Raw genomic sequence first — 19,391 nt, 5'->3', positions numbered from 1 at the left:
GACTCCTGATTTCGTGCGGGCCGGGTAACTCGTCGGGTACGTCCAAAATGGAGTTGGCACACGACCGCCGGCACGCGTGCACCGCCATTCCACGGCTCTCAGCTGTGCGCTGAAGGTTCGGGGAGGCGGGGGAGCTTTACTTCTTGGTCTTGCTGTCCGACGGCGTATCGGTGGACAGTGCCGCCACGAAGGCTTCCTGCGGGACCTCGACGCGGCCGATGGTCTTCATCCGCTTCTTGCCCTCCTTCTGCTTCTCCAGCAGTTTGCGCTTACGGCTGATGTCACCGCCGTAGCACTTGGCGAGCACGTCCTTGCGGATGGCGCGAATGTTCTCGCGGGAGATGACCTTCGAGCCGATGGCCGCCTGGATCGGCACCTCGAACTGCTGACGCGGAATGAGCTCGCGCAGCTTGCTGGTCATCTTGTGGCCGTACGCCTGGGCCGAATCCTTGTGCATGATGGCCGAGAATGCGTCCACCGCCTCACCCTGCAGCAGGATGTCGACCTTGACCAGAGCGGCCGCCTGCTCGCCGACCTCCTCGTAATCGAGCGAGGCGTAACCGCGGGTGCGCGACTTCAGCGAATCGAAGAAGTCGAAGATGATCTCCGCCATCGGCAGCGTGTACCGCATCTCGACACGGGTCTCGGACAGGTAGTCCATACCGAGCAGCTCGCCGCGACGGTTCTGGCACAGCTCCATGATGGTGCCGATGAATTCGCTGGGCGCGATCACCGTGCACTTGGTGATGGGCTCGTAGATCTCGCGGACCTTGCCCTCGGGCCAGTACGAGGGGTTGGTGACGACCTGTTCGGAACCGTCCTCCAGCACCACGCGGTAGATCACATTGGGCGCGGTGGAGATCAGATCCAGATTGAACTCGCGCTCGAGCCGCTCGCGGGTGATCTCCATATGCAACAGTCCGAGGAAGCCGCAGCGGAAGCCGAAGCCAAGGGCCACAGACGTTTCCGGCTCATAGGTGAGCGCGGCATCGTTGAGCTGCAATTTGTCCAGGGCATCGCGCAGATCCGGGTAATCGGAGCCGTCGACCGGGTACAGACCGGAGTAGACCATCGGCCGCGGTTCGCGGTAACCGGTCAGCGGCTCGGTCGCGCCGTCGCGCATGGTCGTGACGGTGTCGCCGACCTTCGACTGCCGCACATCCTTCACACCGGTGATCAGGTAGCCGACCTCGCCGACGCCCAGGCCCACGGTGGGCTTGGGCTCGGGCGAGACGATGCCGATCTCCAGCAGCTCGTGGGTGGCGCCGGTGGACATCATCTTGATCTTCTGACGCGGGGTCAGCCTGCCGTCGACCACACGCACATACGTGATGACGCCGCGGTAGGTGTCGTAGACCGAGTCGAAAATCAGTGCGCGAGCGGGTGCGTCGTCCTTGCCGACCGGCGCCGGAATCTCGGCGATGACCTTGTTCAGCAGCTCGGCAACGCCGACGCCGGTCTTGCCGGAGACGCGCAGCACGTCGTCGGGCTCACAGCCGACGATGTGCGCGATCTCGGCGGCATAGCGGTCCGGATCCGCGGCGGGCAGGTCGATCTTGTTCAGCACCGGGATGACCGTGAGGTCCTTGTCCATGGCCAGATACAGGTTGGCGAGCGTCTGCGCCTCGATCCCCTGTGCGGCATCGACCAGCAGAATCGCGCCCTCACAGGCCTCGAGCGCACGCGACACCTCGTAGGTGAAGTCCACGTGACCGGGCGTGTCGATGAGGTGCAGGACGAATTCCTCACCATCGACCACCCACGGCAGGCGCACGTTCTGGGCCTTGATGGTGATACCGCGTTCACGCTCGATATCCATGCGGTCCAGATACTGGGCGCGCATCTGCCGCGGGTCGACCACCCCGGTGAGCTGCAGCATGCGATCGGCCAGGGTCGATTTCCCGTGGTCGATGTGCGCGATGATGCAGAAGTTCCTGATCCGGGACGGATCGGTGAACGTCGTATCGGCGAAACTGCTAATCGGAGTCACTCCTCGGCATGGCGAAACAGCGGCATGTCAACCCCGAAGTCTACGGTGCGCGCCGGACCGCTCTCGCCAGTGGAGCACCCGGACGGCGAACCGCCGCTCAGCACAGGCGAATCCGGCCCGGATGAGAAACCGGACATCCGCCACTAGGCTGCCGAGATGGCCGGCAGGTGGAACGCTCTGGGGAAGCAGTTGGGGATCGTGGCAAAAGAGCAGGGCACGCATATCGTCAAGCAGCAGGCGCCCAAATTGTTCGGGCGGATGCAGAACTCCTCGATGTGGGGCCGGGCCCTGCGCGCGGTGGCCGCGCGGCCCGCACCACCGGTCTCGGTCCGGCCGACCTCCTCGGCCGGGGTGCCGTCGGGGGAACGCGCCCGCATGATCGTCTACAGCCCGCAATTGGACGGTCGTGCCGATCCGGGCGAAATCGTCTGGACCTGGGTGCCGTACGAGGAGGACCCCAGCAATGGCAAGGACCGGCCGGTGCTGGTCGTCGGCCGCGAGCGCGGGACGCTGCTGGGGCTGATGCTCTCCTCCAACGAAGACCATGAGCACCACCACAATTGGGTCGGCATCGGCCCCGGCGCCTGGGATCACGAGGGCCGGCCGAGCTGGGTGCGCCTGGATCGGGTGCTCGATGTCCCCGAGGACGGCATCCGCCGCGAGGGCGCCATCGTTCCCCGCAAGATCTTCGACCGGGTCGCGCACCGGCTGTGCGCCGAATACCACTGGCACTGAAATACCACCGGCGCCGAACAGAGCGAGTGCCCCGCTCCATGGGAACGGGGCACTCGAATCACGAAAGAGCCGTCAGCTCACCAGGTTGCGAGAGCGACCGAAGATGCCGCTGTAGACGAGGGCGCCGAGTACACCGCCGACCAGCGGGAAGACCAGGAAGACCCACACCTGCGCGAGCGCACCGTCCTGATAGAAGGCGACACCGAGGCTGCGCGCCGGGTTCACGGAGGTGTTGTCGATCGGGATCGAGATCAGGTGGATGACGGCCAGCGTGAAGCCGATCGACAGACCCGCCAGCGGCACATCCGAGAGCTGATCGGTGGAGGCCAGCACCACGAACACCAGCAGGCCGGTGAGGATGATCTCCACGGTGATGGTCGCGGCCAGGCCGTAGCCATTGGTGACGATGCCGCCGAGCTCCACCTTCGAGGGACTGTGCGCGCCCCAGCCGTTGGCGCCGAGGCCATTGGTGGCGCGGTCGTAGGACGGCAGATTCTTGGCGATCGCGTAGATCACCGCACCGCCGATCAGACCGCCGATCACCTGCGCCACCCAGTAGGCCGCGGCGACGCCCGCCGTGACCCGGCCCAGCAGCAGCTGGCCGACGGTGACCGCCGGATTCACATGGCAGCCGGAGATCGGGCCGATGGCGTACACCAGGAACAGCAGGGTCAAACCGAAGGCCAGCGCGACTCCGAGCGCACCCACCCGGTCACCCGCGATGACCGCGGTGCCGACACCACCGAGTACCAGCACGAAGGTGCCGAACGTTTCGGCGAGCAGCTTGCGCGCCAGCGATACCTCGTGTAACTCGGTTAGATCCTCGACGACTTCCTGAGCTGTGGGAGACATCAGCCACCTTCCGGGATCGTCCCCGCCTACCGCGGAGAGCATCTGTGTCCTGCCGACTTACGGTCATGCGAGCCTGGTGATCTCCACTACGACTTCGAGATCGGTCGAGCCACTCCCGCTGAAGATACCTTTCAGAGGCGGCACATCCGCGTAATCACGCCCGACGCCAACTGAAACGTGTTGCTCCGTGACGGGGATATTGTTGGTCGGGTCGTAACCCCACCACTGCCCCGTCCAGGCCTCCACCCAGGCGTGCATCTGCCCGGCGACGGTATTGCCCACTTCGGCAGCGGGATCGGGGTGGAAATAGCCGGAGACGTATCGGCTGGGAATCCCCATGGTCCGCAACAGCAGCAGGGTCAGGTGCGCGTAGTCCTGGCATACGCCTTGTCTTTCCGCGAAAGCCTGTACGGCCGAGGTGTGCACGGAGGTGCTGCCGGCCAGATAAGTCATTTCCTGATGAACCCATTCCGCCGCGCGCACAACGGCTTTGGCGGGCGGAACGCCGCGCGAGAGCTGCCGCGCGATCGGGGACAGCCGGCGCTCGCGCGGGACATACTCGGTGGGCGAGAGCAATTCGTCGAATCGGTCGACTATGTCGTCGCCGCGCAGCTCCTCCCAGGACAGCTCCTCGGCGGGGCCCGCGAACGGCTCGGTCTCCACCACCGACGCGCTGGTGATCTCCAATTCGCTGTGCGGAGCGTGCAGATCGAAGGCGCTCACCGCGGTGCCCCAGTAGTCGACGTAACGGAAGGAGCGCGTCGAGGGCACGGTCTCCACCCGGTTCAGGATCACGTTCTGCCGGCTGTCCGCGCGCGGGGTGAGCCGCGCCTCGTTGAACGAGCGGGAGACCGGCGCGTCGTACACATAACCGGTGGTGTGCACCACCCGCATCCGCCAGCTCATATCGTCTCCTCCACCAGGACGCCGTTACGGCCGTGCAGACCGGTCCAGGCCACCCAGGTTTCGGCGTGGAAGTACTGCAGCGCCACTGCTTCCCCGACCTCCCGGCAGGTCTCCTGCAACCACAGCAGCCGCGCCGGTAGATCCTCGAGCAGTACCGTGGCCGGCAGGAACTCCAGTTCGCTGCGGGCCCGGCCGAGTAGTCGATGAGCTTCCTGCCGGGCCGCGAATCGGCTGTTGGGGCGCTGATCCAGTTCCTGCAGACAGGTTTCCGCGACCCGCAGGGAATGGAACACCGAACGCGGGAAAAGCCGGTCCAGCAGAATGAATTCGGCGATCTGATTGGCATCGAGCACACCGCGCTGGGTGCGCAGATACGGATCGTGCGCACCGGCGGACCGCAGCACGGTCACCCAGGCCGGGGAGGAGGTGCGGTCTCCGGCGCGCGAAAGCAGCAGGCGCACAGTCATATCGACGCGCTCGATGGAACGGCCCAGGAGCAGGAAGCGGTAGCCGTCGTCGCGGCTCAGCGTCGAATCGGAGAGTCCGGCGAACATGGCCGCGCGGTCGGTGATGTAGTGGCAGAACTCGTGCGGGCCGAGCGCCCGCGCGGCTCGTTCGGCCGCGGCCAGGCCGTTATAGGTGGAATTGAGACATTCCCACATTTCGGTCGAGGCGACTTCCCTTGCGCCCCGGGCATTCTCGCGGGCCCGGCTGACGGAATCGACAATGGAGCCGTCATGCTCCCGGCCGAAGGCGACCAGCTCGGTCACCGACCACACATCGAGTTCCTCTTCGGGAGATTCGATGCCGAGTACCCGCAACAGCACCCGGGATGTTCGATCCGGGTCGACCGTCGCCTCCTCGAGCAATTGATGCACCGCCACATCCAGGATGCGCGCCGTGTACTCGGCGCGTTCGACGTAACGACCGATCCAGAAAAGAGATTCGGCATTGCGCGCCAGCATAATTCGACCGCCTAACGTATTACTTCACCTGCTCAGCAGCGCCGTTGCTATTGCTGTTGTTGACTTGCCCGAGTGGGCGAGGGTTCTCGCGACTGCTCACGATCACGCGAGATGTGCTGTTCGCTCACCAGCTGGGTGCCGGCCAGTTCGCGCTCTTCCACAGAGGTTCTCGGGGCCAGGACCCAGGTGTCCTTACTGCCGCCGCCCTGGCTGGAATTCACCACCAGGGAACCGTCGGGCAGCGCGACACGGGTCAAACCGCCCGGCAATACCCAGATATCGTCACCGTCATTGACCGCGAAGGGGCGCAGATCCACATGCCGGGGCGCCAGTCGGCCACCGATTTTGCTTGGCACCGTGGACAATTGGACCACCGGCTGGGCGATCCAGCCGCGCGGATCGGCGCGCACCTTGCGGCGCACAGCATCCAATTCCTTCTGACTGGCGTCGGGGCCGATGACAATGCCGTACCCGCCGGAGCCCTCCACCGGTTTCACCACCAGTTCGGCGACCCGGTCGAGCACCTCGTCGCGCTCGTCCGGTTCCCAGCAGCGATATGAATCCACATTGGGCAGAATCGGTTTCTCGCCCAGGTAGTACTCGATGAACGCGGGCACATAGGTGTAGACGAGCTTGTCGTCGCCGACGCCGTTGCCGACCGCATTGGCCAGCACCACCGTGCCCGCGCGCGCCGCATTCAGCACGCCCGCGACGCCCAGCATCGAATCCGGCCGGAACTGCATGGGATCGAGGAAGGTGTCGTCGATGCGGCGGTAGATGACATCGACCTGCCGCTCCCCCGCCGTGGTGCGCATATAGACGGTGCTGTCACGGCAGAACAGGTCTCGGCCCTCGACCAATTCCACGCCCATCTGGCGGGCCAGCAGCGAATGTTCGAAGTAGGCGGAGTTGTAGACGCCGGGGGTGAGCACCACCACGGTCGGATCGGCCTCATTGGGCGCGGCGGCCGCGCGCAGGGCGCGCAGCAGATGGCTGGGATAGTCGCCGACGGCCCGCACCCGGTGGGACGCGAACAGATCGGGGAACACCCGCGCCATGGTGCGGCGGTTCTCCATCACATACGACACCCCGGACGGGGAACGCAGATTGTCTTCCAGCACACGGAAATCGCCGTGCTCATCGCGGACCACATCGATGCCGGCGACGTGAATGCGCACACCGTTGGGCGGCACCAGGCCGGTGGCCTCGCGGTGGAAATGCGCGCACGAGGTGACGAGCCGCTTGGGGATGACCTGATCGCGCAGGATGGTCTGCTCGCCGTATACATCGGCCAGAAACGCCTCGAGCGCCCGCACGCGCTGTTTGATGCCGCGCTCGAGTTTGGTCCATTCGGTGGCGGCTATTACCCGAGGTACCAGATCGAGCGGGAACGGCCGCTCCTGACCGGACAGCGAGAAGGTGATGCCCTGGTCCACGAAGGCACGGGCCAGCGCCTCGGCCCTGGCCGCCAGATCGGATGCGTCGATGGTGGCCAGGGCGGCATAGATGCCCTTGTAGGGAGCGCGCGCCCGTCCCGTGGGATCGAACATTTCGTCATAAGCCTGGGCGTAGCGGCCGGGCCGGTATCCCGCGAAGACACCCACCGCCGCATCGTCGGTCTCGACACGGCCGTTCGAATGGTGAGCGGCCGCGGCCGATCGTGCGGCTGCAGCGGGGGTCATGCCAAAATGGTCCATCACGCAGGAGCAACACGCAGTTGGACCGGGGTAAATTTCTCGCATCAGCCCCATTGCGAACGGGGTCGATTTCATGCCCGAGTCGTTGCCTGGTAACCTCGTTCGTCGGTGCTGCGCTACGACTGCGTAGTGCGCCCGGAGACTTTGCTTCCCGCATAAACCACCAAACGAAGGAACACGAGGAAACACGCGTGGCCAACATCAAGTCCCAGATGAAGCGGATCCGCACCAACGAGGATGCGCGTCTGCGTAACCAGTCGGTCAAGTCCGCGCTGCGTACCTCGATCCGCAAGTTCCGCGAGGCCGCTGCTGCGGGCGAGAAGGACAAGGCGATCGAGCTGCTGCAGTCCGCGAGCAAGAGCCTCGACAAGGCTGCCTCGAAGGGCGTCATCCACGCCAACCAGGCCGCCAACAAGAAGTCGGCGCTGTCGCTGGCCGTCAACAAGCTCGGCTGATTTCCTTCTACAAGGTCAGCTGACAACCCCGGTATACATATCGGGCAAATATCGCTTCGAACAGCCGCCGTGGCTTTGACGACCACGGCGGTTTTTGTTGTAGGTGTGACATTTGCTCTGGGAACTTGCTGAGTCGGGCGGTTCCCGGGAGGATGGCTGCGACTGTCGGGGGGCATTCGATACCACCTGCGTTGGGAGTTCTCTTGTCATCGGTACGCCGCTTGAAATCGTCTTGGAACCGTGGTGCTGTGGCCGCCGGAGCGGTCGCGGTCGCGCTGACGACCGGGCTCGGGGTTGCCGCTGTCGGTATGAGCGGTACGGCCGCCGCGCGGCCGATCGGGCCGTTCGATGTGGGCGGGGCGATCGAGGTCGAGTACGACCAGGCCGGGGGGCCGGGCATGTTCGGCGATCCGACGAGTCCGGAGAGCGATGCCGCGGCCGGCGGTAAGAAGCAGGACTTCACCAACAGCATCTCCATCTACTGGACACCGGCGACCGATGCGCATTCGATCGGCGGCGCGATCCGCGACAAGTGGCGCGCGCTGGGCTCCGAGTCCGGGGTGCTGAAGTACCCGACCGTCGATGAGGGCGCGACCGGTAAGCCCGGCCGTTTCCAGCACTTCCAGGGCGGGTCGATCTACTGGTCGATCGGGTCCGGCACCCACATGATCAACGGCACCATTCGCGACAAGTACGCGGCCGTCGGCTGGGAGAACAGCCCGCTGGGCTTCCCCATCTCCGATGAGGCCAATACCAATAAGGGCGATGCCCGCTACATGATGTTCGAGGGCGGCGCCATCTACTCCTCGCAGAAGGCCGGCACGCACATCACCTGGGGCGCCATTCGCGACGAGTGGGTCCGCAACGGCGCCGAGAACGGGCGCTACGGCTACCCGACCGGCGACGAATACGACTACAAGGGCGGCAAGGCCCAGGACTTCAGCGGCGGCAAAATCACCTGGTCGCCGGACAGCTAGGCGGATTCGCGGAGGTCGAGAATGCGGGCCAGCGCGTGTTCGAGGGCGTAGTTGGTATCGGCTGCACCACCTTTGACGTCGGCGTTCAGGCCCGCGACGATCTGCAGGGCCGCACCGATGGTGACGCCGGTCCAGCCGCGGGCCTGAGCTTGCGCCTTCTTGACCTTCCACGGCGCCATGCCGAGATCGCCCGCGAGTTTGAACGGATCACCGCGGCCCGCGGAGCCGACGCGGGCGATGGTGTGCACGGAATCGGCCAGGGCATCCGCCAGTAGGACCGCGGGGACACCGCGGTCGGTGGCCCAGCGCAATGCCTCCATGGCGGCCGGACGATCGCCGGAGACGGCGAGGTCGGCCACGTCGAAACCGGTCACCTCGGCCTTGCCCGAGTAGTAGCGGTGCACGGCGGCCACATCGATCTTGCCGCCGGTGTCGGCGGCCAATTGGGAAGTGGCCGCGGCCAATTCGCGCAGTTCGGAACCGACCGATTCGATGATCGCCTGGACGACATCGGATGAGACGCGCACATTCGCGGCGCGGAATTCATTGCGCACGAACTCGACTCGCTCGCCCGCCTTGGTCAGCTTGGCGGCCTGATGCACCACCGCGCCCAGTTTCTGCAGTGCGGGAACCATGGCCTTGGCGCGACCGCCACCGGTGTGTACCACCACCAGCACCGCACCCTCCGGGGGTGAGGCGGCGGCGTCCAGGACCACCGCCACCGCATCCTTACCGGCCTCGGCCGCCGACTCCAGCACGATCACCCGCTCCTCGGCGAACAGCGACGGGCTCAGCAGCTCAGCGAGTTCCGGGGTGCTGGCATCGCCGGCCCGCAACCGATCCACCGGCATGGAATCCGGATTCTCGGAAGCGGCCCGCGCCTGCGCGGCAATCGTCGATACCGCCCGCTCGATCAGCAGTTCCTCATCGCCGAGCACAAGATGCAGTGGTGCGGGTCGTTGGCTCACGCCCCGATCCTACGAGCCCGCCCCGACAACTCCCGCACCCGTCACACCACCGCGCTCCGAGTCCCATCCCAATCCTGCCGAACCACCACCCGACTGGGCCAAGTCACCACCCGACTGGGCCAAGCCACCGCCCACCCCCAACTCTGGACCCAGCGCCCCCAATCGGACGAGGCGCCCCGCCAAGACCGAGTCACCGCCCGACGCAACCAGAGCGCCCCCGCCCGACCGAGTCACCGCCGGATGGGACCAGGGTGCCCCAGCCGGACCGAGTCACCGCTCAGCCGGACCCGATCGTGTCCGGCCCGCCGAGTCGGACTCGATCGCCGGGCCGGACTCGACTGCGGGACCGGACTCGATGGTCGTGCCGTGCGAGCGCGGGCGTAGTGCCGTGATCAGGAGGGCGCACAGCACTGCGGTGATGAGGCCGGAGCGGATTCCGGTGGGTAGAGCGACCGAGGCGCCGAGTGCGGCTGCCCGATCTGCGACGGTGAGCAGCCACCACAGTGGCGGTGATGTGCAGTGCAGGACGAACGCGGCCGGCGGTGCCCAGAGGCAGGCCAGTAGCGCTCCCAGCGCGCCGAGCACGGTGATCGGCGCTATGACCGGTTCCACCAGCACATTCACCCCTATGGCGACCAGGCTGAGGTGCCCGGTCATGGCGATGACGACCGGCGTGGTGACCACGAATGCCGCCGCCGCGACGGCGAGACCGTCCGCTGGAATGCGCCACCACCCGTGTGCCCGAAGCCAATCCGACCACCCGGGCGCGAGCACGATCAGCCCGGCGGTGGCCAGGACCGACAGTGCGAATCCGACATCCACCGCCAGCGCGGGCGACCATGCGAGCAATCCGATGATCGCCGTGCAGAGTGCGGGCAGCGCCTGTTTCCGGCGGCCCGTACACAGGGCGAGCAGCGCCACCGCACCCATGACCGCCGCCCGCAGCACGCTCGGCGAAGGCCGCGCCAGAATCACGAACATCACCAGCGCAAGTCCCGCCACCACCGCGCCCACACGCGGATCGACGGTCAGCGCCCGCATCGAAACCAGCACCGCCCCAAGGAGAATCGTGATATTCGCACCGCTGACAGCCGTCAGATGCGCCAGATCGGTTTCCTCGAAGTTCTCCCGCACCCGTTCGGTCAGCCGCGACGTATCACCGATGACCAGACCCGGCAGCAGTCCCGCCGCATCATCGGGCAGCGCCCGCTGAGCCGCATCGGCAAAGTGACCGCGCACCCGCCCCGCCATCCGCTGCCACCACGGCGGCTCCCCCACCGATACCGGCGGCCCGTCCGCCCGCAATACCGCCACCGTCAAATCCGAACGCCACGGCGGACTCACCTTCGCCCGAAATTCCACCTCCTGCCCCGGCAACAACCCCCGCCACCCCGCCTCCGGCGCCATCACCACCACCGCTCCCCCGGCCCGAACCACGTCCCCGCCTTCCCGAAACTCCACCAACTCGGCCCGCACCATAACCTTCTTTCCACCGAACCGCTTCTCCGCCAGCGCCTTCGGATCATCCGAGGCCACCGCTCGCACCCACACCCGCCGCCCGCTCGCCACCTCATGCAGCGGATGCCCCGCCACCAGGTACTCCTGCCAGGCCCCCGCCGCCGCGAACCCCGCCCCGACAACCACCGCCGCCAGCACCACCCACACTCCCCGCGCACTCCGCCCACCCGCGGCCCGCCGAATCACCAACCCCCACAACCCAACCGCCACCACCCCACACCCCACCGCCAACACCACCCCCACCCGCCACCCCACAATCACCGCAACAATCGTTGCCCCCCAACAACACACCGTCGAAGGCACCAACCGCGCATCCAACTCTTCGGGCACCTCCACCGGCCCCCGATCCTCCCCCGGCCTCCGATCCTCAGGCGGCCTCCGATCCTCAGGCGATCTCCGTGAGCGAGTCGGCTGGGCGGTCATATGGTCACCGCGGTGCGGAGGCGGGCGAGGCGGGAGGGGCCTATGCCTTCTATTTCGGCGAGTTGGTCGACCGAGGTGAAGCGGCCGTGGGTGGTGCGCCAGGTGAGGATGGCGCGGGCGGTGACGGGGCCTACGCCGGGGAGGGTGTCGAGCTGGGTTTCGGTGGCGGTATTGAGGTTTACCTTCGGGGCGGGACCGGAGGGGCGGGGTGAACCTGAGGCGGTCACGGTGGCGAGAGCGGGTCCGGCAGCATTGACGACGGTGCTGCCGACCTGCTGCTGGCCCGGGCGGGGGCCGTTGCGGCCGATGATGAGTTGGTCGCCGTCGCAGAGGTGCTGGGCGAGGTTGAGGCCGGACAGGTCGGCTTCGGGGCGCGGTGCGGCCGCTCGAATCGCATCGGCGATGCGGGCTCCGGAAGGGAAGCGGCGCAGACCGCCGTGTTCGACCAGACCCACAACGCTGACAACAAGTTCGCCGGACGATGCCGGATGTCCGTTGATATCGGTCGGCGCAACGCCGGCAGGTCCCCGGTCACCGGCGGATGCCTCCGGAATCGGTGCCCCTCCAGGCAAACTCGGTCGGCCGGTCGGCGCGACGCCAGCGGGCACAGCACTATTGGGCGCAGCACTGCCGGGCGCAGCGTTACCAGGCGCAGCACTGCCAGGCGCAGCGCTACTGGGCACAGCGCTTTTCGACGCGGCCCCCGGTGCCGGATTTGCCGCACCTTCTCCCGACCCTGACTCCGGCTCTGCCCCCGCGCTCTCCCCGGCCACCGCAATCGGCGGAACCGCCTGTGTCACAGGCCTTTCTTGATACGACATCAGGGCCGTCAGCACGACAACGAGCGCCGCAACGGCCGCGAGGATCAGCACTCCGCGCGGGCCCGGATCCCATCTGGTACCCCGGAAGCGTTCCGGCACCAATCGCTCGTGCCACAGTGAGACGCTGCCGCATGGCTCCGACAACCAAGCGGGCGTGGACGATTCGCGCGGCGGTTCCGGCTCGGTGTCGGCGGCATCGTGCTCGAACCCGTCCGCGCGACAACCTGCCGAGGCAGGCGCCGAGCTCGGCGGATCGAGCGATTCCGCGTCCCAGCGCGGCGGATGCGCCGCATCCGGGCTGAATTCCGGGCCGGCGCCGGACGGTTCGGACAGGCCGCCGAGACGGCGGCGGACCTCGGTACGTTCGTCGGTTCGTGGCATGGGGCCCACGGTATGACCGGAGCGAGTTCGGCCGACGACGCCGACCTGGGCTTTCGCCGAGCCTGTGGATAACGAAAGTGGTTGTGAACAACCAGATTCCGCCCGGGCGCTCCGCACCGGCAGATCGCGCTGACCTGCACCGTCAGCTGATCAGCCGCAGCCGCCGGGAACAACCAGCGCCCCGACAGCGCCCATCCCGAGATGCACGCCGAGAGTCGGACCGAATTCGGCGACGATGAGCTCGCGAATACCCGGAATGAGATCGCGGAGCTGCGCCGCGACGGTATTGGCCGACTCCTCGGCGCCGAGGTGCTGAACCGCGACCGCGGCGCCGTCCTCACCCGCCGCATCCACCGCTGCGGCAATAAGTTTGGCGAACGCCTTGGACCGAGTCCGCGCCTTCTCCCGCAACTCCAGCCGGCCTTCGACAATCTGCAGAATCGGCTTGGTGACCAGCTCGGTACCGAAAAATGCCGCAGCCGAACTCAGCCGACCGCCCCGCCGCAGCTGTTCGGTCCGATTGACCACGATGAACGCGCGACCACGAGCGGCAGCGGCCACCGCCGCGTCGTACACCACATCCAGAACCGCACCGCCACGCGCGCGGCGTGCGGCGGCCAGCACCGGCAGCCCGGTACCCAGCCCCGCGCTGAGCGAATCCACCAGGCGCACCCGGTCCCCCGCGTCCATATCGCGAATCGCCTGCCGGCCCGCCTCCCACGTACCCGAGAGCTGCCGCGAAATATGCACGGCGACAACACCATCGCCCTCGCTCAGCTCCCAGGCCCGCTCGTACACGGCCTTCAGATCACCGGGCGAGGCGCCCGAGGTGGTGACCGTGGAGGAACCGTAGTCGATATCGCAATCGTCGATGCCCTCCCGGATTTCCCGGTCGTCCACGAGTACGTGCAGCGGTACCGCGAGCACACCCAGTTCGGCGACGAGATCGGCGGGCAGACTGGCCGACGAGTCGGTGACAACCACCACGGTCATCGGCCGGCAGACCCCTCGCGCACAACGCCTTTCATACAGTCCGGACCTCGCGGGCGGAAACCTCGGAGAGCACCTTGACCATGGCGCGGGCGACGGCGCTGTGGCCCTCCCAGCCCCAGTGGATGCCGTCCGGGTTGGATTCACCGTTGAAGACGTTGTCGTACACGGCTTCACCGAGATCCACCAGCGGGATCGACTTCTCGTCGGCCCAGGCCTGCACGGCCCGCACCATGGGATCGCGCCCACTGTGGTGACGCGCGTACGCATCACACTGGTGCACGGACGGCAGCACCGCGATCATCGGCAGCTCGGGTCGCAACCCCGCCAGCGCATTTCGCGACTGCTCGAGGTAGTCGACGCTGACCGCCGGCGGCAGCGCCACCGGCCAGCCCAGCGGAGAAAGCTTGGGCTGCACCCAGTTGTAGACGTTGCGCACCTGCCGCCGCACGGAAGACGGTCGTACATAACGGATCAGCTCGCGCAGCGCGGTCGGCAGCGGCGAGGGCAGCGAATCCATACCGGCCGTCGCGAATACGACGGCTCCGGCGCGCGGCACGGTCGCCCAGACCCGCGGATCGCCGATGAGCGCCCAGTAGGCATCCCGGCAGGTCCAGCCGATGCGCGCGACCAGCTCCACCTCCCAGCCGAGTTCGGCCGCAACAAGATTCGGCCAGATGCGGGGATGGTCCGCGGCCAGTCCGCCCTTGGGCCCGAAGTAGGACAGTGAGTCGGCGATGACCAGCAACACCGGCCGCTGAGCCGGTTCGGCCTCGACCGGCTCGCTGCTTTCCGCAGCCGCGGGTGCGCCGAAAAGCGTGTCCGGCACCGCCCGGACCTTCGTCCCCTCGGAGACCTGCCGCAGCAGTTCGTCGGAGACTTGCCGTTCGGGATTATCAGAGGACATCAGGAGCTACCTTCGCCAGTGCGTTCCACACATCCAGGCGCCAGCCGGGCCGATCGATGCTCGGACCGTGGCTGGTGAGCTGCACCCAGCTGGTGTTGGCTAGCCCGCCCAGGGCCGGCCAGTTCACCGGCGGGAGTTCGAGCAGCGCCGCGGTCAGCGCTGCGATCAACCCGCCGTGCGCAACCAGGATGATGGTACGGCCGGGCCAGTCGGTGCGCTCGGTGAGCAATTCCTGCACCAGGGGCAGCGCGCGAGCGCCGACCTGCAGTTTGGATTCGCCGCCGGGCGGGGTGAAGGTGGCGTCGAGCCGCCATTCCTTGCGAGCGCCCGGGGAGATGGCGTCGACCTCGTGGTGGGTCAGACCCTCCCACTGGCCGAGGTCGGTTTCGCGCAGCCGGGTGTCGGTGACAACCGGGAGACCCGCGTGTTCGCCGACGCAGAGCGCGGTGTCGTGAGCCCGCCGCAGATCCGAGGCGACAATGGCGATGACATCGCTGGTCGCCATCTCGGGTGCGCAATCCTTGGCCTGGCGCCGGCCGACTTCACTGAGTTCGGTGTCGATCTGGCCCTGCATGCGGTCGGTGGCATTCCATTCGGTTTGCCCGTGGCGCAACAGGATCAACCGGCGGACGCCGGCAAGCTTGCTCACTACTCGGCCCCGGCCTCGTCGTCTCCGGCCTCGAGAGCATCGGTGTCGGTCGCCTGAGCCTTGGCGCGCTGATCGTCGAGTCCTTCGACGGGCACCTGCGGGCAGTCCTTCCACAGGCGATCGAGGCCGTAGAAATCCCGCTCGTCATTGTGCTGGATGTGGATGACGATGTCGGTGTAGTCGAGCAGCGCCCAGCGGCCCTCGCGCGTGCCCTCGCGACGCACCGGCTTGTGCCCGGCTTCGCGGAGCCGGTCCTCGATATTGTCAACGATCGCGTTGACCTGGCGCTCGTTCGGCGCGGAGGCGATCACGAAGCAATCGGTGATCACCAACTGCTCCGAAACGTCCAGAATCACTACGTCCGTTGCCAGCTTCTCGTCGGCCGCCAATGCGGCCACCGTAGCCATCTTCACGGCTTCGACGGTTGCGCTCACCCTGCTACCTTCCCGTTGCTTTCCGGCACGTAGAGGTGCCGCTTGGATATGTATTGCACGACCCCGTCGGGGACGAGGTACCAGACCGGCCGGCCTTCGCTCGCCCGCCGCCGGCATTCACTGGAGGAGATCGCCAGTGCGGGGATCTCGATCATGGTGATGGCGTCAGCGGGGAAGTCGCTGAGGTGTTCGGCCAGGTGGTCGATGTTCAATTCATACCCAGGCCGGGTCACTCCCACGAATTTCGCCAGCTCGAACAGTTCCGCCCAATCCTGCCAGGTGAGGATGCTGGCGAGCGCGTCGGCACCGGTGATGAAGTACAGATCCGCGTCCGCGTATAGTTCTCGCAGCTCACGCAGGGTATCGACGGTGTAGGTCTTCTTCCCGCGCTCGATATCGGCGCGGCTCACGGAGAAGCTCGGATTCGACGCGGTCGCGATGACCGTCATCAGATAGCGGTCCTCGGCGGGGCTCACGTACCGGTCGGCCTTCTGCCACGGCTGGCCCGTCGGAACGAACAGGACCTCGTCCAACTCGAACCGATCGGCAACCTCACTGGCCGCGACCAGGTGTCCATGGTGGATGGGGTCGAAGGTGCCGCCCATCACCCCCAACTTGCGGCGCCCTGTCGTATGCACAAAAAACGAGCTTACCGGGGGCGAATCCCAGTGTTACGCGGCGGCGGTCCACTTCGGCGCCACCGCGCCCGAAACCCCTGCCACGACAACGCTGTGCGCCGCCACACCGGCACCCGCGGACGGCGTGTCAGCCCGTGCCACCAGCGTCCCCGCACCCATCATGAGCGCGACGAACGCCAGCGCGATCAACAGATAAGCAATGAACTCTCGCATCATGTCGGCTCCGAAACACCAATGCGCCGAACAACCTCGACGACTCCCTAAGTGTCGAGCCCGAAACCTACGGTTTCCTTAAAGCCCGCTGGTAGTGACCAGCGGATTCACAGCTCAGACCGGTGGGCGCTTGGATTTGGGGAGTTTGTTGCGAATCGCTTCGTAGGAGGCGTCGATCAGTTCGTGCAGTTCGTCCAGGGGAACTTTGCCGCCGATATTCACCCTGTTCCAGCCGAAGCGGCCGATATGGGAGGACGGGGTGACGTCTTCGGGGTAGACCGCTACCAGTTCGTCGGCTTCCTCGCGGGTGCGGCCGAGTTTGAGGCCGATGGATTCGCCGTTGCCGAGGAAGGCGAAGACCTTGTCGCCTACTTTGGCGACTACGTCGCCTTCCCAGGGTTCGTCTTGCCAGGCACCGGGTTTGGCGAGGCAGTAGGCCAGGATGTCTTCGTTGAAGAACTCTGCCATCGGATGCTCCTCAGACGGGGAGTAGGCGGCCTACTACGGCGGTCAGCTGGCGGGCGGAGCGGCATTCGTGCATTTCGATGATTTCGGCGTATTTCTTGGCGGCGGAATCGCCTGTGCCCCACATTTTCTCGGCTTCCGGGTTCAGCCAGTAGGCGTGTTTCGCTACGCTCACCAGCTGTTCGAGGGTGGCCAGGGCGGGGTCGCGGTAGTTGTTGCGGGCGTCGCCGAGGATGAGCAGGGAGGTGCGGCTGGTGATGGCGTCGGGGAATTTCTCGGCGAAACCCTCGAGGGCCGAACCGTAGTCGGAGTGGCCTTCGATGCCTACGACGTCGGCTTCGGTGAAGATGCGGCGCGTTATTTGATCGAGCGGGGTGGTGGGGTCGAACAGCTGCGTGACCTCGTCGGCGCGATCCACGAAGGCGAAGATGCGGACGCGGGAGAACTGTTCGCGCAGCGCGTTCACCAGCACCATGGTGAAGCTGGAGAATCCGGCCACCGAGCCCGAGATATCGCAGAAGAGCACCAGATCGGGACGGCCCGGACGGGGCTTGCGGGTGATCAGATTGATGGGTACGCCACCGGTGGACATGGATTTGCGCAGTGTCTTGCGCAGGTCGATTTCCCCGCGGCGGGAGCGGCGACGGCGAGAAGCCAGGCGCGAGGCCAGAATTCGGGCCAGGCGCTGACTGCTGCGGCGCAGATCGTCGAGTTCGTTCTGCGAGATGCGCAGGAAGTCGGCGTCCTCGGCTTGGCGGGCGACGCCGTAGGTGGCGACACGTTCGCGCCCGATGCGCTCGGCGACCCGGCGCCGGGTTTCGGCCTCGACGGTGCCGCGGAACGATTTGATGCGCTGCCGCGCGGTGCGGCGGGCGACCTCGGTATCGAAATCGGAATTGTCCATACCCGCGGTAAGCCCGGCGATCAGCTTGGCGACGAGAATCTCGGGCTGCAGATCCTTGAGCGCCTGGTATGCGGAGAAGGACTCCCCGCTGGCGCCCTGGTACTGCCCCATCTGCTCGACCATCTGCGCGGCCAGCGCCTGCAGCTGCCGTTCCTGCTCCGGCGAGGGACTCTGAACGAGCAACTCCGCCAGCATCTTCCGCAGTTCGATAATGTCGACCGCGCCGTCCGGCTTGTACGGAATCTCGACTTCCTCGGCCCCGAGACGCTCACCGAGCGCGGCCGGGAACCAGAGATCGAAAAGCCCGTCATAGGTGGCGCGCTGGGTGGTGCGGCGCAGCACCGCGCAGGCCAGTCCCTCGCGCAGCGCCTCCCGATCCATCAGATCGAGCACGGTCATCACCTGTGCGGCATCCACCGTTTCGGACGGCCCCACCGGAATTCCCCTGGCGCGCAAGGCTTCCACGAAACCGACCAGATGCCCGGAGATCCCGTACTCGGCGGCCGGCCCGGGCACAGCGGCGGGTTTGCTCCCGGGTGCGCCCGCGATCACGGCGCGTTTGGCCGCGGACACCAGCCCGCGGGATTTGTTCGATCCACCGCCGGCCATGGCCTCAGGCCAGCTTCAGCTCGGACTGGGCGCGCACGTGGTCGGCCTGATGCTTGAGCACCACTCCGAGCGTGGCGCGCACGGTCTTGTCGTCGAGATCCTTGACGCCCAGGGCGAGCAAAGTCCTTGCCCAGTCGATGGATTCGGCGACCGACGGTAGCTTCTTGAGCTGCATACCGCGCAGCACATGCACGATCCGCACCAGCTGGGCGGCCATGGCGGGCTTGAGCTCGGGCACCCGGCTGGCCAGGATGCGGCGCTCGAGATCCTCGTCCGGGAAGTCGATGTGCAGGTAGAGGCAGCGGCGCTTCAGTGCCTCCGACAGCTCGCGGGTGGCATTGGAGGTCAGCACCACGAACGGCTTGCGGGTGGCGGTGATGGTGCCCAATTCCGGCACGGTGACCGAGAAGTCGCTCAAAACCTCGAGCAGCAGGCCCTCGATCTCGACGTCGGCCTTATCGGTTTCGTCGATGAGCAACACGGTCGGCTCGGTGCGGCGGATGGCGGTCAGCAGCGGCCGCGAGAGCAGGAACTCCTCGGTGAAAACGTCGGCTTTGGTTTCCGCCCAATCGTTTTCGGAGGTGGCCTGAATGCGCAGGATCTGCTTGGCGTGATTCCACTCGTAGAGGGCCCGCGCCTCGTCCACACCCTCGTAGCACTGCAGGCGCACCAGTTCGGCGCCGGCCACCTCGGCCACGGCCTTGGACAGTTCGGTCTTGCCGACACCGGCCGGGCCCTCGATGAGCAGCGGCTTGCCGAGCCGGTCGGCGAGGAAAACCGAAGTGGCGGTGGCCTTGTCGGCCAGGTAGCCGGTTCCGGCGAGGCGCTCGATCACATCGTCGACCGACGAGAAGATCGGCTCCTGGATGGGTGCTGCGGTAGGAGCCACGGGTG

20 protein-coding genes are annotated in these 19,391 nt (G+C 66.6%); 3 read left to right on the top strand and 17 right to left on the bottom strand.

Annotation, left to right across the window (positions count from 1 at the left end; all coding sequences use genetic code 11):
* Positions 1–136: 136 nt before the first annotated feature.
* Positions 137–1,990, bottom strand: coding sequence for a translation elongation factor 4 (gene lepA, locus ABZX86_RS14145; protein ID WP_355123460.1), 1,854 nt, complete (start codon positions 1,988–1,990; stop codon positions 137–139).
* 156 nt (positions 1,991–2,146) lie between these two features.
* Here lepA and ABZX86_RS14140 point away from each other — a divergent pair, with 156 nt between their 5' ends.
* Positions 2,147–2,725, top strand: coding sequence for a type II toxin-antitoxin system PemK/MazF family toxin (locus ABZX86_RS14140; protein ID WP_355123458.1), 579 nt, complete (start codon positions 2,147–2,149; stop codon positions 2,723–2,725).
* 72 nt (positions 2,726–2,797) lie between these two features.
* On the opposite strand, the gene ABZX86_RS14135 is transcribed toward ABZX86_RS14140, so the two are convergent.
* From ABZX86_RS14135 to ABZX86_RS14120, 4 genes are all read right to left on the bottom strand, one after another.
* Complete coding sequence (locus ABZX86_RS14135) at positions 2,798–3,577, bottom strand: aquaporin (RefSeq protein ID WP_355123456.1); 780 nt, start codon at positions 3,575–3,577, stop codon at positions 2,798–2,800.
* A gap of 63 nt (positions 3,578–3,640) precedes the next feature.
* Positions 3,641–4,483 (bottom strand): transglutaminase family protein, encoded by an 843-nt coding sequence (locus tag ABZX86_RS14130; protein ID WP_355123454.1) that lies wholly within the window; start codon positions 4,481–4,483, stop codon positions 3,641–3,643.
* Positions 4,480–5,448, bottom strand: coding sequence for an alpha-E domain-containing protein (locus ABZX86_RS14125; protein WP_355123452.1), 969 nt, complete (start codon positions 5,446–5,448; stop codon positions 4,480–4,482). Before ABZX86_RS14125 ends, ABZX86_RS14130 begins: the two co-directional genes overlap by 4 nt.
* A 47-nt stretch (positions 5,449–5,495) precedes the next feature.
* A complete protein-coding gene (locus ABZX86_RS14120; protein ID WP_355123836.1) occupies positions 5,496–6,998 on the bottom strand; it encodes a circularly permuted type 2 ATP-grasp protein in 1,503 nt (500 codons plus the stop codon).
* A gap of 338 nt (positions 6,999–7,336) precedes the next feature.
* Here ABZX86_RS14120 and rpsT point away from each other — a divergent pair, with 338 nt between their 5' ends.
* Both rpsT and ABZX86_RS14110 read left to right on the top strand, forming a co-directional pair.
* Entirely contained in the window at positions 7,337–7,600 is a 264-nt protein-coding gene (gene rpsT, locus ABZX86_RS14115) for a 30S ribosomal protein S20 (protein WP_327144554.1), read from the top strand.
* A gap of 248 nt (positions 7,601–7,848) precedes the next feature.
* Positions 7,849–8,577 (top strand): hypothetical protein, encoded by a 729-nt coding sequence (locus ABZX86_RS14110; RefSeq protein WP_355123450.1) that lies wholly within the window; start codon positions 7,849–7,851, stop codon positions 8,575–8,577.
* Here ABZX86_RS14110 and holA read toward each other — a convergent pair.
* The 12 genes from holA to ABZX86_RS14050 form a co-directional block, all read right to left on the bottom strand.
* Positions 8,574–9,545: a DNA polymerase III subunit delta gene (gene holA / locus ABZX86_RS14105; RefSeq protein ID WP_355123448.1), complete on the bottom strand. Its 972-nt coding sequence runs from the start codon at positions 9,543–9,545 to the stop codon at positions 8,574–8,576. The genes ABZX86_RS14110 and holA overlap by 4 nt on opposite strands.
* A 270-nt stretch (positions 9,546–9,815) precedes the next feature.
* The gene (locus tag ABZX86_RS14100; RefSeq protein ID WP_355123446.1) at positions 9,816–11,273 is read right to left on the bottom strand and encodes a ComEC/Rec2 family competence protein; all 1,458 of its coding nucleotides are present in this window, start codon (positions 11,271–11,273) and stop codon (positions 9,816–9,818) included.
* A 209-nt stretch (positions 11,274–11,482) separates the two neighbouring features.
* The gene (locus tag ABZX86_RS14095) at positions 11,483–12,688 is read right to left on the bottom strand and encodes a helix-hairpin-helix domain-containing protein (protein WP_355123444.1); all 1,206 of its coding nucleotides are present in this window, start codon (positions 12,686–12,688) and stop codon (positions 11,483–11,485) included.
* 150 nt (positions 12,689–12,838) lie between these two features.
* Positions 12,839–13,681, bottom strand: coding sequence for a DegV family protein (locus tag ABZX86_RS14090; RefSeq protein WP_355123442.1), 843 nt, complete (start codon positions 13,679–13,681; stop codon positions 12,839–12,841).
* Between the two features lie 31 nt (positions 13,682–13,712).
* Positions 13,713–14,585, bottom strand: coding sequence for a diglucosylglycerate octanoyltransferase (gene octT / locus ABZX86_RS14085; RefSeq protein WP_355123440.1), 873 nt, complete (start codon positions 14,583–14,585; stop codon positions 13,713–13,715).
* On the bottom strand, positions 14,575–15,234 hold the full coding sequence (locus ABZX86_RS14080) for a histidine phosphatase family protein (protein WP_355123438.1): 660 nt from the start codon (positions 15,232–15,234) through the stop codon (positions 14,575–14,577). The genes octT and ABZX86_RS14080 overlap by 11 nt, the downstream gene beginning before the upstream one ends.
* Entirely contained in the window at positions 15,234–15,668 is a 435-nt protein-coding gene (gene rsfS, locus ABZX86_RS14075; RefSeq protein WP_355123436.1) for a ribosome silencing factor, read from the bottom strand. The genes ABZX86_RS14080 and rsfS overlap by 1 nt, the downstream gene beginning before the upstream one ends.
* Positions 15,665–16,306, bottom strand: a complete 642-nt coding sequence (gene nadD / locus ABZX86_RS14070) for a nicotinate-nucleotide adenylyltransferase (protein ID WP_355123434.1) — start codon at positions 16,304–16,306, stop codon at positions 15,665–15,667. Before nadD ends, rsfS begins: the two co-directional genes overlap by 4 nt.
* A 33-nt stretch (positions 16,307–16,339) precedes the next feature.
* On the bottom strand, positions 16,340–16,522 hold the full coding sequence (locus tag ABZX86_RS14065) for a hypothetical protein (protein WP_355123433.1): 183 nt from the start codon (positions 16,520–16,522) through the stop codon (positions 16,340–16,342).
* A gap of 111 nt (positions 16,523–16,633) precedes the next feature.
* Positions 16,634–16,987 carry an MmcQ/YjbR family DNA-binding protein gene (locus tag ABZX86_RS14060; RefSeq protein ID WP_355123431.1) on the bottom strand — a complete coding sequence of 118 codons (354 nt, stop codon included), beginning with the start codon at positions 16,985–16,987 and terminating at the stop codon, positions 16,634–16,636.
* A 10-nt stretch (positions 16,988–16,997) separates the two neighbouring features.
* Positions 16,998–18,497 (bottom strand): VWA domain-containing protein, encoded by a 1,500-nt coding sequence (locus tag ABZX86_RS14055; protein WP_355123429.1) that lies wholly within the window; start codon positions 18,495–18,497, stop codon positions 16,998–17,000.
* Positions 18,498–18,501: 4 nt separating this feature from the next.
* Positions 18,502–19,386 (bottom strand): MoxR family ATPase, encoded by an 885-nt coding sequence (locus ABZX86_RS14050; RefSeq protein WP_297627443.1) that lies wholly within the window; start codon positions 19,384–19,386, stop codon positions 18,502–18,504.
* Positions 19,387–19,391 lie beyond the last annotated feature (5 nt).

Source organism: Nocardia sp. NPDC006630, from assembly GCF_040611495.1.
GTDB lineage: Bacteria > Actinomycetota > Actinomycetes > Mycobacteriales > Mycobacteriaceae > Nocardia.
The sequence above is the reverse complement of the archived record's forward strand: the minus strand, read 5'-3'. Positions and strand labels throughout refer to the sequence as shown.